Genomic DNA, 15835 nt, shown 5'->3' on the forward strand with positions numbered 1-15835 from the left:
TTAGGACACTGTCAGCTCTGACATCGCCCAGTCATATACGTCAATCTGATCAAGCTTTAGGAGTTGGATGGCCCCCCGCCGTTCCTTAGACATGGACGTTCCCCTGCGGCAGTGTTTTGGCGGGATGTTTGAGAAGACCTCACGAGACCAACAGACCACGCGCGAGATACTCTCCGGAACCCTCAGAATTTCACCCCATCCCTCATGGGCGATGCCGAAGGCGCTCAGCTGGGACGAAAACCCTTTCGACCAGAGAAACTGGCGTGCGCAACTGCATATGTTGCGATGGCTTGAACCAATCCGGAGAGCAGCAGCTCAGGGCGATGAGGATGCACGCCGCTACTGGTTGGAAACAGTGCGCTCGTGGGTACGGTCCAATCCACCAAACAGGTCAAAGGGAGATTTCGCCTGGGCCGACATGGTAGACGGCGTGCGCGCGCTTTGTCTGGTTTTTGGCTTGCCGCTGGCCCAAGACGATAGCGGATGGCTTCTTGACTCCATAACTGAGCACGGCGAGTGGCTGGCCGACGCAAGCCATGTAGGGCGGGCCAACCATGCACTCCACCAACATCAGGCTCTATTCGTCATTAGTCGGCTTTTGAGGAACCACGAGTGGCAAGACCTAGCAGTAACGCGCTTGGAGAACCTGTTCGCGGAGGCCTATGACGACGAGGGGGTCAATAACGAAGGGAGTTTGGGCTATCACAAGAACAATGCAATATGGTGGCAGACTGCTGCTCGCCGCCTAGCACTGGAGAATGTTCCCTCAGAAGAAATAAATGCGCGGCTGCGGTCAGCACTGTCAGCCTTGGTGCACGCGTCCAGACCTGACGGAAAACTGGAACTCATCGGAGACACCGAGTTAACGACACTGGCGCCTTTGTCTTCGCCCGAGATCGATTATGTCCGTTCGCAAGGCTCCTCAGGCCAGCCTCCGGCCGATCTGGCGAAGGTCTACCGGCGTGGCTACGCGTTCGGTAGAAGTGGCTGGGGGGAGTTTGAGCGAGATTTCGCAGACGAACTGTTCTACTCCCTTAGTTTTGGTCGTGCCGACCGGATACATGGGCACGCAGACGGAAGTTCGCTCACCCTTCACGCCAACGGCCAGCCCTGGCTGATTGACGCAGGTAAGTACGCCTATAAAATTGATCCGATGCGCCGCTACTGCCTGTCACGAATGGCCCACAACGTGGTGGTATTAGATGATTTGGAATACAATAAATCCTCGGAGGTGAAGCTTGAATCCCATTGGCATACGCCCGATGCCGATGAGTATATAATCACCGACAATGGATACGAGGGAGTAGAATTAACGAGAAACGTTCTCTATTCCCGCGCGGGCGATTTCATTGTCGTAGCTGACACTGTTCGCTCGACGATAGGTCCGGTCAGAGCCCATCAGAGATGGCATCTGGACAGTGAAACAATAGTCGATGCGATTTCCGACGGGTTCCACCTCCGGAGGGGGCATGACTCAATGCACGTTACCTGGCCGGATCAGGAGCCGCGGACTGAGGTGATCTGCGGGGAAACGGACCCATTCGACGGGTGGCATTCCACTGTCTGGATGGAAAAGACGGCAGCACCCGTGCTGCAGGCAAGCAAGAACGGCACAGAGATGCGCTTCGTCGCCGTGATCGCTGTGAACAAAAAGGAAGCTTCCTTCGCGTCCGAGGGCTTGCATCTTGAAGGCGACGCGGCCCGCCTGACAATCACTAATGGACGGAACAAATATTCCGTCCGACTTAATTTTGCCGGATGTAGCACAGTTCTATTGGGAGAACGCGCGGGAGCCGACGAGACGACCCTGTCTCGGGTGCAGGCGAAGGTCCAGTCGGCTCTTGGCGGAGCAGTTCGTCCGCCAGCGATGAACTGGGGCGGGGAACGGTTTACGCGACAGCACTGGTTGGACTGCGTCCGTTGGATTCAGGAGCACTCGGAACCGAAACTGGCCAGGTTACAAGTACTGCAGGCTTTCTTGGAGATGCTCTCGACCGAACACAACCCAAACGACATGGACGATCAAGGCCTTCGGGCAGCTGCCATCGATATAGCTGGCGAAGATATTTCCAGTGCTGTGGGCCTTTCAGCCAGCACGCTGCAAGTTCTCCGCGATCCTCTGGTGCAGTGGCCGGAGGCTCCTCCGCTAACCTCCCGGACTTACCATGCACCCATAGCAACAATCACCGACCGGTCGGAGCTGCCCACCCCCGGAGCCAGTCCTAACATTGTCTCCGCCATGGTCGGCGGTCTGGTGCTGCCGATTGCCTCTCGTCGGGGTACTAGCGATGTCCTCACCGTCCGGTTCCACGGAGCCGTCAATAGGACCCGCTCGACTCTCCCCTTGTTTCAAGGAATGAGTTCGGCCAGCCGAGGGCCTGACAGCTTCATGATATTTCAAGACCCATCACTCGACCTGAATAGGTCCATGAACCTGTCTTGGTTCCTCGGGGAGAGGGACGTCGACCTATTCAGCGCCTGCGCTTCCTACATCAAAGAGCTACAGAGCCGCGTGCAAGCAAAGCACGTCATCTTGACGGGCAGCTCCGGCGGAGGCTTTGCCGCTCTGCAGGTGGCCCGTTTCCTGCCCGATTGCAAGGTCCTGGTATTCAACCCGCAAACTGACATCCGCCGCTACTTCAGGTCCGTCGCTGAAACGGCCGTGAGTACATGCTTCCGGTCCACCGTCGCGGACTTGGAGCAAGATCTCGTGACGAGGGCCTCTGTTGTCTCCAGTTACCAAGGACTGTCGATGCCACCGAAAGTTCTATATGTCCAGAACACCGGCGACGCTCACCATATGGAAAATCATCGAAACCCGTTCGAGGCGATGCTGAAAGCCGCGCACCCCAAGCGGCCCGGGCGCGTTCGATTTATCGACGAAGACTGGGGGCCTGGGCATATTCCAGCCAGCCCCGATAACTACGCTCGTTACCACGCGATGGCCGTGTCTGGGGAGGCGTGGGCGTAAGGTCGAAGGACCTGCCTTTGGAATGTGGCCTCTCCCACGCTCCTGAGGAACAGGACCAGCGCACAGGCGTCCAGCGCCTGCCCTAGCTTTTTTGGGGCAGGCGCCGGACACCTTGGCACGCGCACTGCCGGAAGTAGCAATGCTGATTTTGATGTACGGGATCAAGTCTTCGGGAAGCGAGCCTACGCGGCCGAATGGAGGAGCCCGATTGTGCGCATCCCATACACGGCCGTGTCTCACCCAGACACCGGCGTCTACGAATTCATCGGACATAAAGCCGTCCTAAGCCTGGGCTTCATCCTGCTGGTAATGAGTACTCGATCGATAGCCCGCGCCGGGTACATCATTCGATGATTCCCGCCTTTGCCCTCGGACTTCCGCTGGAGCCCATGGGACCCGCAAGCTATTTATGCTTCCTCATGTCGAACCGCTCCATCATAAGCCGTTCATCCTGGTAAGCCGGATGATCTGACCAATATAAAGCGGCGCGCGCCCATTTGTCTCGATAGTACGCAAGGACCTCGCTGCCTGTCTGTTCCACAATCTTACCCAAGGTATCGATGTGTATGAAGTGATACACATTGAACTGGCGGCCAGTGATCTTTTTGGCGAAGTTTGTTGGGTGCGCGATCATTTCGGCAGAGGCCCACGGTACCTCCAGCTCAATGTCATTCGCTCCCGGCTGCAGAGCGAATTCCTGCAACGGCTGATACTTGTGGACCCTCGGCGCACTACCAAACGGATTGTATTCTGCATCCCCAATCGACATAACGAGTTGGCCTTGCCGGGCAGCGTTGACCCGAAGGTGCACTCTGTTAGGGGACGGCCACGAGTACCGACTCATACGGACTTTAATGATCTTGGAGCCTCCGTCGGGGATGGCCACCGGGCCGGCCGCGAGGATTTCCCCAGCTGGGTCACCACTAACGTTCGACTCGAAAGTGCCCGCCGCAGGAACGACAACCCGACAGTCCTCGAGCCCAACCGCCGTACCTCTCGAGGTAACTCGAAAACGGGCCTCACCTTCGAGCTTGTAGCGGGAGTTTGCCACCTCCCCCACATCGTAGATGGCGATGAGCTCCTCCAAGGCCCGCACCGACTTGTTAAAGACATCCCATACATTGTCGTCGTTGGTGGCCCTTGCCAGATCTTTGACCACACAGGTGGCAGTGGTCCATCCGTTGAGAGTGCAATTAGGAAAGAGAGCCGGATACTCTTCGATGATCAGGCCGCCGTTGCTGGTGTAGCGAGCGACACCGCCCTTCTCGACTGGAATCGTCAAGCTGGCAAGAACGGCCGCCAGGGGCTCACGGAACCGCTCCGTCCCCTCCTTCGCAAGAAGCTTCGTGAAGACGTCGACATATCGCGCCTGGGTCAGCCCGCTGTACCACGTCCCCTTCTTGCTGGAGACCTTTGCCTTCTCTTCGTCATACATGAAGACAAGCCCATTCTGAAACGGCACCATGGACCTGACCGCGGCGTCAGCGACCTTACACGCGGACTCCAAAAAGAGGGAATCCCTGGTGCGCTCGTACTGGAGGAGGTAGTCCGTAATGACGTACGGCCCATAAATCGGGTGAGCCATCAACTCACCGTCAGTGCGGCGACCCGGGTAGCCACTGGGCAGAAACTCCAGGCGGTAGTAGTCCCAGATGGCTTTGCGTTCCATACGAAGAGGTGGGAGGCCCACCTCGTACTCATTAGTTACATAAGTGCCCGCTACGCTCATACCATCCCCTTGTGTTCAGCTGGCAAAACCTGTTGGCTTACGCTATCCGAAGCGTGGACCATCCAGCACTTCAGGGCTGGTCCGCCGCACGCCAGATCTGCCTCGGCTATCCCCACGTTATTCGAAGACACCAAGGCTCTGTGAAGCACCTTTGACCAGGCCCGGGGCCAGGGACGGCACCGTCCAACGTCAGCACAACACCACCGCGGTCTTTTATCGCTCACATCAAGCGTCAGGGACATTTGGAGAGAACCGGAGAATTATGAGGGCACTGTGTCCTGCATTAGTTCTTGGTAAACGTCCAAATAGACATCGCAATTAGCACTCCATGTGCGTCGTTCCCGCACCCATTGTGCCCCCCGCGTGGCCAATGCGGCTCGCTTTGCTGGGTCGGCTACCAAGGTGCCAAGTACCGCAGCCAAGGACGCAGCGTCACCTGCCCTAAATGTCACCGCCGCCTGGCTATCGTCGGCGATTTCACGAAGGGCGGCAACGTCGGACATAACAACGGTCCTGCCGGTACTGAAAGCTTCGAAAGGCTTAAGCGGTGTCACCAACTCGCAAACAGCGACCGGACGCCGTGGAACTACGAATATATCAATCATGCTGTAGTAGGACAAGACTTCACTATGAGAGACCCTGCCGGCAAAAATGACATTAGCTATCTCGCCATTTTCAACCAAACGTTTGAGGTCGCCCAACACTGGGCCGTCGCCCACAATAAGAAGCTTGAGCGGAACCTTCGATTGCTCAGTAAGTATCCTAAACCCCTCAATGAGGATGTCTATTCCCTCGTACTCCACAATGGACGAAACATATCCAATGGTGACATGGCTATCGTCCACCCCGAGCTTGCCCGCAATCTCCGGGTCACGAGTAAGAACAGGGAAATTGTCAGAACTCACGGCGTTCGGCACCAGGGAGACACGGCTCGGGTCGACTCCGGCCTCGACGATCCTCGTTTTCATGACCTTAGCAAGTGTGAACACCCTATCTGCGCCGGCACGAGATTCTTCCTCACGCAGTTTACGCAACGTATAAGCCTCTGGGAGTCCCCAGCGCTGAGATAAGGCATCCCAGTCGATCTGGAACCGTTGGGCTATGCGCGACAGCCACGATTCCTCCCAGAATCCTCGGCTCTCATATACGACGGGCAGGTCGAAGTAATTTCCCACAACCTTCGCGCAGATAGCGTTGAAGAAGTCAGAGTGCGCGTGCAGCACCGATGGCCGTATGTCTCGGACCAGAGAAACCAGCTCGGCTATATTTTGGTCTAGCCACGCATCCCACGGCAACCTATTTTTGGGCTGGCCAGGAAGTGAAAAATAGGCGATATCATCCACGGCAGTACACTCTCGGCTCGTCGTCTCGGGCGCTTCGCCTACTTGCGAGACAACCGATACCTTTAGCCCACTAGCTTGCTGAGATTTCGCGGTATAGTGCGTCCTCAAGGTATAACCAGATTGGACTCTTGGCAGAGCGCGGGCCACGATGTGCAATATGTGCCCGGGTACAGGAACGATATGTTCCGCGCGCCCCTCCAACTGCGACCGATACCGGCCCGAATATACATCCAGCTCGGCTGTACGGTACTTGAGTGCCTCCTTGTCGCGATCGGTCTGAGTCAGCTCCACCACGGACCCAAAAACTTGTAGGCTCTTTTCCAGATAGCCCCAGCCCCTAAGTTCGGTGGCGAGATTCCTCCGTGCCGTCAAGGACAGTATGTCTAGCGCATCGTGGGAGGTAAGCAACCAGTGAACAGTGAGACAGTCATATTGGGAAAATTTTCTTGAGAGAATTCCGAGGTCCTCTCGACTGAACAGGCCCTCGCACGAACCAGTCCGCATCGCAAAGGACAAGGTCGCGTGTAGGTGGTCCTCACGTAGACGTGCCTCGAGGAGCGTGAGTTCGTCCTGGAACTCTTTCCGCAGTTGTACTTCCACACGGTCGCGCTCCTCTCTGAGGGCGACCCGGATATCGTCCCGGACTTCCCTTTGAACGCGCAACTCAATGCGATCGCACTCTTCAGTGAGAGCCTTGGACTTCGCCTCCAGTGCGCTGTGAAGAGCTAATTCTACTCTTTCCAGACGCTTTTCGGTCCAAATTCTTACGAAATGCTGAGCCCGCCTGTAAACAACAATGCCGCTCGCCAAGATCGAACAGCCTCCACCTAGCACGGACAAGCACCATAAAAGGGTAACCGAGGAAACCTGTTGCCCTCCTACAGCCGCCGCAGCAAATGCTGCTACTAGGCAGATACCACCAAATAACGTGAGATACTTTGTCCTGCGATCGATTAGATCGACGACCCTAGGTTTAGACATTGTGAATTCCTTTAGACGTGTCCGGACTCAAGGTATATCTCGGACTTATTCCTCGCAGGACCTGCGAGTATCTTTCCACTCGCCGTTGCCTACGCTCCCTGACCACTTCTAACATCAAGGCCGCGGTTCTGCAGCTGCTTTGTCTTCAGTGAGTAGTGTTTCGAGGACGTCGTTTAATCGCTCCTCGGCGGAAAACTCATGAATCGCCCCTTGCAAGCGTTGCCCGCGCAGACGATCTGCCCCCGTTCCTACGGTCAGAAAGCGCTTCTCCTTCTCCCGGAGCTCTTTACCGTTGGCGACCTGAACAATACCTGTGAGACTATTTCCTGATGACGCACTAAGTGATCCCCGAACGATCACAACCTTGGACCCGCTGAACAAGGCGTAACCGAGCCCAGGGACCAACGCGGTCTTCTTACTCAGCGAGGTGGGCAATGTGATCACGGTGGCAGCCCGACAGACCTCTGCCACAGACGCCAACGTTGCGCGGGAAACGCCGTCTCCGCGTATGGAGAGCTTCCTGTCCACAGCAGCGCATCCCGCGGACAGCTCCTCATGCCGCTCCAAGTCTGACGGGCGCTCCGCCAAAATGCTTACGGCGTTCGGACGTGGAGGAAGCTTTAGCAACTCTGAGACGAATGCCCGGTCAACGAGCTTCGGCATGTAGCCCACATTCCGAAATCCTAAGCCCCGAAGCTCTGCGACCGTCGATGCATTCGCAAATGAGGTGAAATGCATTAGTGCAGCCCTGCGTTGCACTGCTAGGTCAACCTGCTTCGGTGTAGATGAAAGATGCACCAAGAGACAACCCGCGTCTGCCAGATCCAGTGCAGCCCTAGGCATGATAGATACCCAGTCGCCGATGAAGAAAAATGCATCGGGCAGGCTCTGGCTCTCTGCAGCATATCCCGCGGCATCAAAACTCAGCTTTGAACCCGTCTGTGAGCCCTCACTAAACAGATGCGGGACAGTGTGAGGGTTGATGGTCTCGACCTTATGCCCGAGCAAAGTCAGGGCCCGCACACACGTGCGAACGTCCGACAGCTCATCAGCCCATCCGACGCCTAGAACTGCGACCCTAAGAGACCTGGATGGTCGGGGCACGTTCATTAGGTGTGATGCAAGTACCGACTCGGTGGTGCTTTCCTCCGGGGGTCTCGTCGCAAGACCCCCGGCTAAGGCGGATCTACTGTCCCCAGCACTGCCCTCTGGCTGAAATTCTGTAAAAAGACTAGTTCTCTCCTCAACACTCATGCCTCGCCAATGCACCTCGTCCCCAAGCAACGCCTCTAAAGCAATGGCTCGTGCATCAGCGGAGAAATGTCGTTCGAAGCGGTTATGGGTCCTAGCACTTAAGTCCGCCAAGTCCGAATTCGAAACCAAGCGCCGCACCTGGCGGTTTAAATCATCGGCATCGCTTGCGCAGACTATCTCAGGAAAAGAGCTTAAGTGCGTAGCGTCAGGAACCATGGCGATAATCGGCAGCCCCATGGCAGCGTACTGAATCACCCTGCTGGGATACTGAAAGAAGGAGAGATCACCTAGGCCCGGAAACCAGGTAGGCATGCCAGAGTGATCCGAAAAGACTTGCGGTATACTCACCCCAAAACGGGCACGTGATGCCGCATCAGCAACCTCTTCATCAGAATCCAAGTAGCCGCCCCAAAGGCCCAAAGGGTCTTCGTCTACTGAGCCAAAAACTCGTACCCGGGCTTCTAGGCCCGCAAGGGCTGCATATCTTTTACTCCTGACTTGCCCTCGCACGCTACCGAGAAACATAGCATCATACTGCGTCTCGTTCGTTCCGTAAACTCTAGGAAACGCCACGTTGTCTGTCCAAAAGGGGAAGTTTATACCGGTGGGCCGGCCATGCTTCCGTTCATAGAACGAGAGAACCTCGGAATTTCCGCAATGTAGGACAAGATCATAGAACTCTATCCCTGGGCCGTAGGACAGGTTCCATAAGACAGGATCGTCTGAAAACCAGGCAACGAGCCGCGCTCCGGAGGCCCGGGCTCGGCGCAGAAGACCGAAAGGAAGGCTCGCCGGCCTAAACACGAAGATTACATCCGGGTCTTGGCTCAGGACCTCATCGAGAACGGCCTCCAGCTGAGCTACTGTAGCGGGGTCCTGAGGGTAAGCGAACCCTTTGCCTACTTTCCCGGTATTGATGACTTGATGGCCGCGCTTGGTCAACGCACGCTCCAAAGACTGCGCGACGTGGGTTTCCAGAATTCCGTCGTAGAGCGCGATCTTCACAATGTTGCCTAACGTGGTGCGAGAACATCTTATGAACAAGTCAGCTACACCGGAGGGTGCAAAGCTGTATCTAAAGTAGCATCTCGCCAGCGTCATCCGCTGTTGTTAGAGCCTTGGTTGAAGAAATGCCGGCGGCAGACAGCTACAACAAAGAAGGACGACCTTGGGAAATTCCCAAAGCCGTCCTTCTGTGGTTCGTGACCCCAGCGGGATTCGAACCCGCGTTACCGCCGTGAGAGGGCGGCGTACTAGGCCGCTATACGATGGGGCCATATACTTCCCACGTTTCCGCGGGCGTTAACAAGTATGCCACATCCACATGAGAAAGAGAAATCCAGCAGCTCTCAGTCCGGAGGAAGATAGACAAGAAAAAGCCGGCCCCGGACAATGTCCGGAGCCGGCTTCACAATGTGACCCCAGCGGGATTCGAACCCGCGTTACCGCCGTGAGAGGGCGACGTACTAGGCCGCTATACGATGGGGCCGCTGCTATTGCTGCGTATCGCTTCAAGTATGCACCTGAACAATCAGCGCTGGGATACCAGGACTCGAACCTAGAATGACGGTACCAGAAACCGTTGTGTTGCCAATTACACCATATCCCATTGTTTCTGCCGGGTCTTTTCGGAGCACTTGCCTCCGTTGCAACCCCTCAGCAACGAGTATTAACTCTACACGAGGATCGGTCTCCGCGCAAAACCGAGCGGGGTGTGATCCCGGCCTCAGTACAGCAGATCCGGCACCGAGGCCAAGGAGGTGACCACGGGGAACCCTGGCTCCCTGGCCTCCCGGAGCGCAGCACCGGTCCGGTCCAGCCAGACACCCCGCAGTCCCGCCGCGCAGGCACCTTCGGCGTCGACCACCGGGTTGTCCCCCACGTAAAGCGTACGTCCGGGTTCGGTGCCCAGCCGGCGGACGCCCTCCAGGAAGATCGCGGGATCGGGCTTCGCGGCCCCCACAGTGTCGATGCCCACCAGGATCTCGACCCGGTTCAACCCGGCCGCGTCCAGCTTGGCACGCTGGTAGTCGGCGACGTTGTTGCTGACCGCCCCGTAAGGGATGCAGCGCAGCTCCAGCAGGTCCAACAAGGCGAACACGTCCGCGAAGGGCTTGAAATGGAGCGGCAGGAGCGCGTCGTACTCCTCGTTCCAGGCGGATGCGGCGGCCTCGTCCAGCCCGTCAAGTCCTGAAGCCTGCTCGGCGTACTGAACACGGAGGATGCGCTGCTCCGTGAAGGACAGGTCCCCGGCAAGATAGGAGTCGTAATAGCCCTTCGGATCCGACGTGAACAGGCCGTGGTACGCCTGCCACTGCTCCTCCGAGAAATGGGACAGCCGCTCCGCGCTGATCGCGCGGAGCGTGCTGCCCATGGCCGCGTAGAGGTCCACCAGGGTCTCGTCGATGTCGAACAGGACCCCGTGGGCCGCTCCGGCGTTCGTCAAGGGACTCAGGCCTGCGCCCGGAAGGCACGCAGCCGGGCGAGCGACGACTCGCGGCCCAGGATGACCATGGATTCGAACAGCGGCGGGGAGATGCGCTTCCCGGAGATGGCCGTGCGGACGGGGCCGAAGGCCAGTCGGGGCTTCAGCCCCATCTCCTCGACCAGCGCCTGACGCAGCGCGGCCTGCAGGGATTCCGCGGTCCAGTCCTCCAGCGGCTCCAAAGCCGCGAGGGCGGCGTCGAGCGCCTCAGCCAGGTTGGCGGGCAGGCCCTTGCGCGCGTCGTCGGCGATTTCGATCTCGTCGTCAGCCTTGAACAGGAAGCCCATCATGTCCGGCGCCTCGCCGAGCAGGGTGATGCGTTCCTGGACCAGCGGGGCGGCCTCACGCAGGATTTCCGCTTCGCGCTCGGTGAGGGTCTCCCCCACCAGGCCGGCCTGCTGCAGGTAGGGCACCAGCCGGGCCCGGAAATCCTCGGGCTCGAGCATGCGGACGTGCGAGCCGTTGATGGCCTCGGCCTTCTTCAGGTCGAAGCGGGCCGGGTTGGACAGTACGTCGTGAATGTCGAAGTTCTCCACCAGCTGGTCCACGGTGAAGATGTCCTCGTCGGCGGACAGCGACCAGCCCAGCAGGGCGAGGTAGTTCAGCAGGCCTTCCTTGATGAAGCCCCGCTCACGGTGCAGGAACAGGCTCGATTCCGGATCGCGCTTCGAGAGCTTCTTGTTGCCGCCGCCCATGACGTACGGCAGGTGGCCGAACAGCGGCATGTACTTGGCGACGCCGACCTCGATCAGGGCCCGATAGAGGGCGATCTGCCGCGGCGTGGAGGACAGCAGGTCCTCACCGCGCAGCACATGGGTGATGTCCATGAGCGCGTCGTCCACCGGGTTGACCAGGGTGTAGAGCGGAGCCCCGTTTGCCCGTACGACCACGAAGTCGGGAACGGTGCCGGCCTTGAAGGTGATTTCGCCGCGGACCAGGTCGTTGAAGGTGATGTCTTCGTCCGGCATCCGGAGGCGCAGGACCGGCTCCCGGCCCTCGGCGCGGAATGCGGCGATCTGCTCCTCGGTGAGGTTCCGGTCGTAGTTGTCGTAGCCGAGCTTGATGTCGCGGCCGGCGGCGCGGTGCCGCGCCTCGATCTCCTCAGGGGTCGAGTAGGATTCGTAGACCCAGCCGCCCTCGCGCAGTTTGGCGATCACGTCCTGGTAGATCTCCCCGCGCTGGGACTGGCGGTACGGTTCGTGCGGCCCGCCGACCTCCACGCCTTCGTCCCAGGTGATGCCCAGCCACTTGAGGGCATCGAGGAGCTGCAGGTAGCTTTCCTCGCTGTCGCGTGCCCGGTCGGTGTCCTCGATGCGGAACACCATGGTGCCCTTGGTGTGCCGGGCGTAGGCCCAGTTGAACAGTGCGGTGCGGATCAGCCCGACGTGCGGGGTGCCCGTCGGCGACGGGCAGAAGCGGACCCGGACCGGGGTGTTCTCGTCAACGGTGGGCAGGGACGCGAGAGAGGAAGGCTCAGTAGTCATGATGTACCCAGTTTAGTCTCCCGGCATCCGGCCCGCTGCGCTGTCGTGCCGACGCCGCCGGTCCAGCGCCGCTCCCTGGGTTAGAGCGGCATGTTCAGGAGCCAGAGACCGACACCGCCGCCGGCGGCCGCACCCAGCCCGGCTGCCGCAAGAGCTGCGCCGCGGTGGCGTTCCGCTGCCACAGCAGCTGCCAGGGCGACAACGGCGGCGACCGCGCCGGCTGCCGCGGCGCCGTAGCCCCACCCGGAGTACAGGAGGGCCGGCAGGATGCCGACGGCGGCACCGCTGCTGACGGTCCGCCAGGAGAGCGGACGTACCCGCTCGATCAGCAGCAGGAACGCATAGGCGGTGATCATTGCGAAGATGACGGCGGCCAGAGACCGCGGTCCGTCCAGCCAGAGGATCACCCGCAGCAGAACGAAGCCCGCGCCGGCTGCGCCCAGGATGACCGGCGGCGCGCCGAGTCGGCGCAGCCCTGAGCGCAGGTCGCCCCGGCGGTCCAGGACGGTGACCACCAGCCAGGGGAAAGCGGCGATGAGCAGCGCGGCGCCTGTCCCCCAGACAACAGCGGGCCAGCCGCTCATGTCCGCGAAGGGCGCCGCGAACAGCAGCACGGCCCAGGTGATGCCGGCGGGAACAGCGGCAGCCGGGCGCCCCGCGGGGCGCCCGGCGTCGTTCCTGCCGGAAATCAACGAACCGTGTTCGTGAGCCGTCCGATGCCTTCGACCTCGACCTCGAAGCGGTCGCCTTCGGTGAGCGTGCCGACGCCGGCGGGAGTGCCGGTCATGATCACGTCGCCGGGGAGGAGGGTAAACGCCTGCGAAACGTAGGAGACCAGCTCACGGACGCCCCAGATCATGTCGCTGGTCCGCCCGTCCTGCACGAGGGTGCCGTTGAGCCGGCCCTGCACTGCGAGGTCGTCGACGTCGAGGTCCGTCTCGATCCAGGGACCGAGCGGAGTGGAGGTGTCGAAGCCCTTGGCCCGGGCCCACTGGCCGTCGGTCCGCTGCGCGTCCCGGGCAGTGATGTCGTCGGCGCACGTGTAGCCGAAGATGACCTCGTCCACGCGCTCCAGGGGAACGTCCTTGCAGATGCGCCCGATGACGACGGCGAGCTCGGCTTCGTAGGACACCTCATCCGAGAAGGCGGGCAGGACCACCGGATCGTTGGGGCCGATGACCGCGGTGTTGGGCACCAGGAACATCAGCGGCGCGGCCGGCACCTCTCCCCCCATTTCCTTGGCATGGTCGGCGTAGTTCTTGCCGATACCGACCACCTTGCTGCGGGGAATGATCGGCGCCAGGAGGCGAACGTCCTCCAGCTTGTGCCGCTCACCCGTCAGCTGGACGCCGGAGAAGAACGGGTCCCCCTTGATGACGGCCACTTCGGCGGGGTTATCACCGGGATCGACCACGCCGAACGTGGGATCTCCTTCATGTACAAATCGGGCAATACGCATAGCTGCAAGCCTAGTAGATGGCCTCGCCACTCACGATCCCTAGGCGGCGGCGACACAGAACCGACCAACAGCTGCGTGTAGCATTTGAAGCAGAATCCATGACGGTACTGGCGCCCGTAGCGAAGGCCGTCGAGACGAACAGCGGACCGGCAGCAACGGATTGCCCGGCACGATCTTGAACCGGGAGACCTCCAGTTGGCGAACATCTTTATCTATGGCGGCTGCGTCACCAGAGACACCTTTCAGCATATGAAGGACGAGCATCGGCTGGTTCAGTACGTAGCCCGCCAGTCCCTGATCAGCGCGGCGTCGAAGCCGACGACAAGCATCAAGACGAATGGTCTAACGGAGAACTTCCAAGATCGGTCGGTGAAGGGCGACCTGGCGTCGTCGCTCCACCCAACGCTGACTAAGTACGCAGAGAATACCGACCTGTTCCTCTTCGACATTCTCAGCGAAAGGCTTGGGGTCTACAGACTCCCCGGCGGCACGTACATCACCCGTTCCGTCGAACTCGCGAAAACCAAACTCATCCACACTCTGGAACGGCCGGCTGCTGGTATCAAATTCGGAACCGACGCCCACTTCGCCCTCTGGACCCAGGCGGCCGACTCGTTCCTTGAGAAGCTGGAAAATCTCGGGTTACTGGACCGAACACTGCTTTTCGAAGCGCCCTGGACGGACTATACGGACAACGGCGAACTGGTTCCTAGATTTCGTGGCTGGACGGCCGACGAAGCGAATGAGCTCTACGCTCGCTATTACGCGTATCTTCGTGAGAAGGGCGTCGCAACCCGCACGCTGCCGGCCGACCTTGCCGTGTCCGTAGCCACACACAAGTGGGGCGCTTCTCCATACCACTATGTCGATGAGGCGTACCACTGGATGAAGCAGCAGGCGTTGGACGCCCTGCCGCAGACATCCATCGCTGACTCTTAGGACGAAGAGACCGGGGCGCACACATCGTCTCTTGCAGCGAGGACATCCTCGAGCGAGGGATTCCTCCGGTAACCAAGCCCTGCCAGCCCGGCTGACCAGTCCGGAGCACAGCTGATAAGCGCATCCTGCACTGCGGTAATCAGCGAGAACTCTGGAATACGATGACCAGGCCCAGAGTCGATCAACGAAACCCACACGTTCTCGACGCTCCCCGCTTCCTGAAGGAAGGGCACCAGGCCGCCCTCAAAGTAGAGACGATCCTGAACGTTCTGGACGTAGGCAACGGTATTTCCACCACCGTTTCGGTACCCCGCTGCCGCGGAGGTCTCCACCCGTGCGTGCAGCTCCTCCGGTCCCAATCCAGGGTAAGCAAACTCGCTAAACGCATAGAATCTCGTGGGCTCAGTTTTCAGATCTATGCGGGGATTGATACAGATCGTCACGGACTCCGGAATCTGAGCTCCATAGTAAAGCGCAGCGAATCCTCCTGCGGAAGATCCAAAGAGGATCACTTGGTTCTCGACGCCTGCCTTGGTTGCATGAACGATGACGTCCCGGAGGGCGCCGTCCTGCAGATTCTGGCCCGAACTGCCAGCGAACCAGCCTGTAGTTGGGCGGCCGGGCAGTGAAATGTTGGGATCCGACAGTGCAAGTAGATTCACCTGCTGCCCTTCCGCCAGACGCTTGCCCATGAATACGGGATACGTATCCCAACCCTTTGGGGGAATGGCAGCGGGGAAGTGAACCAGCGTCGTCGGCGCTCCACGGTACTCGAACTTCAAGTGCAGCACCCTGTCGCCGATCACAAGCTCCGAGATGCCATCCCTGATTGGCGTCGACAAGAACTCCTCCAAGGAGCCGAACTTGTGATAGTCAACGGCTCTGTATTTACTCACGTCATATGTACGACGCATCAAACCCAACTAGGCCACCCCATGATCTCTACTTTGGTTCTGCCCAAACGACTTTGGCCGGAGAACGCTATCTCTACATCAACGCGGTTCTCCAGGTCCAGATAGCGAGGCATTGGACACATCCAGTGTATGGCCTGGCAAATCAGCGAACTAATCCTGCCGGCAAGCGCGGACCGGGGTTGTTAAATGGGTGAGGGCCCCGCGTCGGTGCGGGGCCCTCACTGTTAATGGTTGTCCGGCGGTGACCTACTCTCCCACACCCTCCCGGGTGCAGTA

General features: G+C 59.4%; 10 protein-coding genes and 3 tRNA genes. 2 read left to right on the forward strand and 11 right to left on the reverse strand.

Features of this window, described 5'->3' with window-relative positions; all coding sequences use genetic code 11:
* Positions 1–124: 124 nt before the first annotated feature.
* The gene (locus AC5RV6_RS11165; RefSeq protein ID WP_494007361.1) at positions 125–2971 is read left to right on the forward strand and encodes a heparinase II/III family protein; all 2847 of its coding nucleotides are present in this window, start codon (positions 125–127) and stop codon (positions 2969–2971) included.
* A gap of 403 nt (positions 2972–3374) precedes the next feature.
* On the opposite strand, the gene AC5RV6_RS11170 is transcribed toward AC5RV6_RS11165, so the two are convergent.
* The 10 genes from AC5RV6_RS11170 to AC5RV6_RS11215 form a co-directional block, all read right to left on the reverse strand.
* Complete coding sequence (locus tag AC5RV6_RS11170) at positions 3375–4700, reverse strand: D-glucuronyl C5-epimerase family protein (RefSeq protein WP_494007362.1); 1326 nt, start codon at positions 4698–4700, stop codon at positions 3375–3377.
* Between the two features lie 260 nt (positions 4701–4960).
* Positions 4961–7024: a glycosyltransferase gene (locus AC5RV6_RS11175; protein WP_494007363.1), complete on the reverse strand. Its 2064-nt coding sequence runs from the start codon at positions 7022–7024 to the stop codon at positions 4961–4963.
* A gap of 114 nt (positions 7025–7138) precedes the next feature.
* The gene (locus AC5RV6_RS11180; protein WP_494007364.1) at positions 7139–9283 is read right to left on the reverse strand and encodes a glycosyltransferase family protein; all 2145 of its coding nucleotides are present in this window, start codon (positions 9281–9283) and stop codon (positions 7139–7141) included.
* A 198-nt stretch (positions 9284–9481) separates the two neighbouring features.
* Positions 9482–9554: transfer RNA gene (locus AC5RV6_RS11185), tRNA-Glu, on the reverse strand.
* Positions 9555–9694: 140 nt separating this feature from the next.
* A tRNA-Glu gene (locus tag AC5RV6_RS11190) sits at positions 9695–9767 on the reverse strand.
* A 48-nt stretch (positions 9768–9815) separates the two neighbouring features.
* Positions 9816–9887, reverse strand: a tRNA-Gln gene (locus AC5RV6_RS11195).
* Positions 9888–10004: 117 nt separating this feature from the next.
* Entirely contained in the window at positions 10005–10724 is a 720-nt protein-coding gene (locus AC5RV6_RS11200; protein WP_494007365.1) for an HAD family hydrolase, read from the reverse strand.
* Between the two features lie 5 nt (positions 10725–10729).
* Positions 10730–12247, reverse strand: a complete 1518-nt coding sequence (gene gltX, locus AC5RV6_RS11205; RefSeq protein WP_494007366.1) for a glutamate--tRNA ligase — start codon at positions 12245–12247, stop codon at positions 10730–10732.
* An 80-nt stretch (positions 12248–12327) separates the two neighbouring features.
* Positions 12328–12939, reverse strand: coding sequence for a hypothetical protein (locus AC5RV6_RS11210; RefSeq protein WP_494007367.1), 612 nt, complete (start codon positions 12937–12939; stop codon positions 12328–12330).
* Positions 12936–13706: a fumarylacetoacetate hydrolase family protein gene (locus AC5RV6_RS11215; RefSeq protein ID WP_494007368.1), complete on the reverse strand. Its 771-nt coding sequence runs from the start codon at positions 13704–13706 to the stop codon at positions 12936–12938. The genes AC5RV6_RS11210 and AC5RV6_RS11215 overlap by 4 nt, the downstream gene beginning before the upstream one ends.
* Positions 13707–13901: 195 nt before the next feature.
* Between AC5RV6_RS11215 and AC5RV6_RS11220 the strand changes: the two genes are divergently transcribed.
* Positions 13902–14645, forward strand: a complete 744-nt coding sequence (locus tag AC5RV6_RS11220) for a DUF6270 domain-containing protein (protein WP_494007369.1) — start codon at positions 13902–13904, stop codon at positions 14643–14645.
* Here the strand turns inward: AC5RV6_RS11220 and AC5RV6_RS11225 are convergent.
* Positions 14642–15541 (reverse strand): hypothetical protein, encoded by a 900-nt coding sequence (locus AC5RV6_RS11225; RefSeq protein ID WP_494007370.1) that lies wholly within the window; start codon positions 15539–15541, stop codon positions 14642–14644. The two genes, AC5RV6_RS11220 and AC5RV6_RS11225, sit on opposite strands and share 4 nt — an antisense overlap.
* Positions 15542–15835: the final 294 nt, after the last annotated feature.

The organism is Arthrobacter saudimassiliensis (assembly GCF_059090665.1).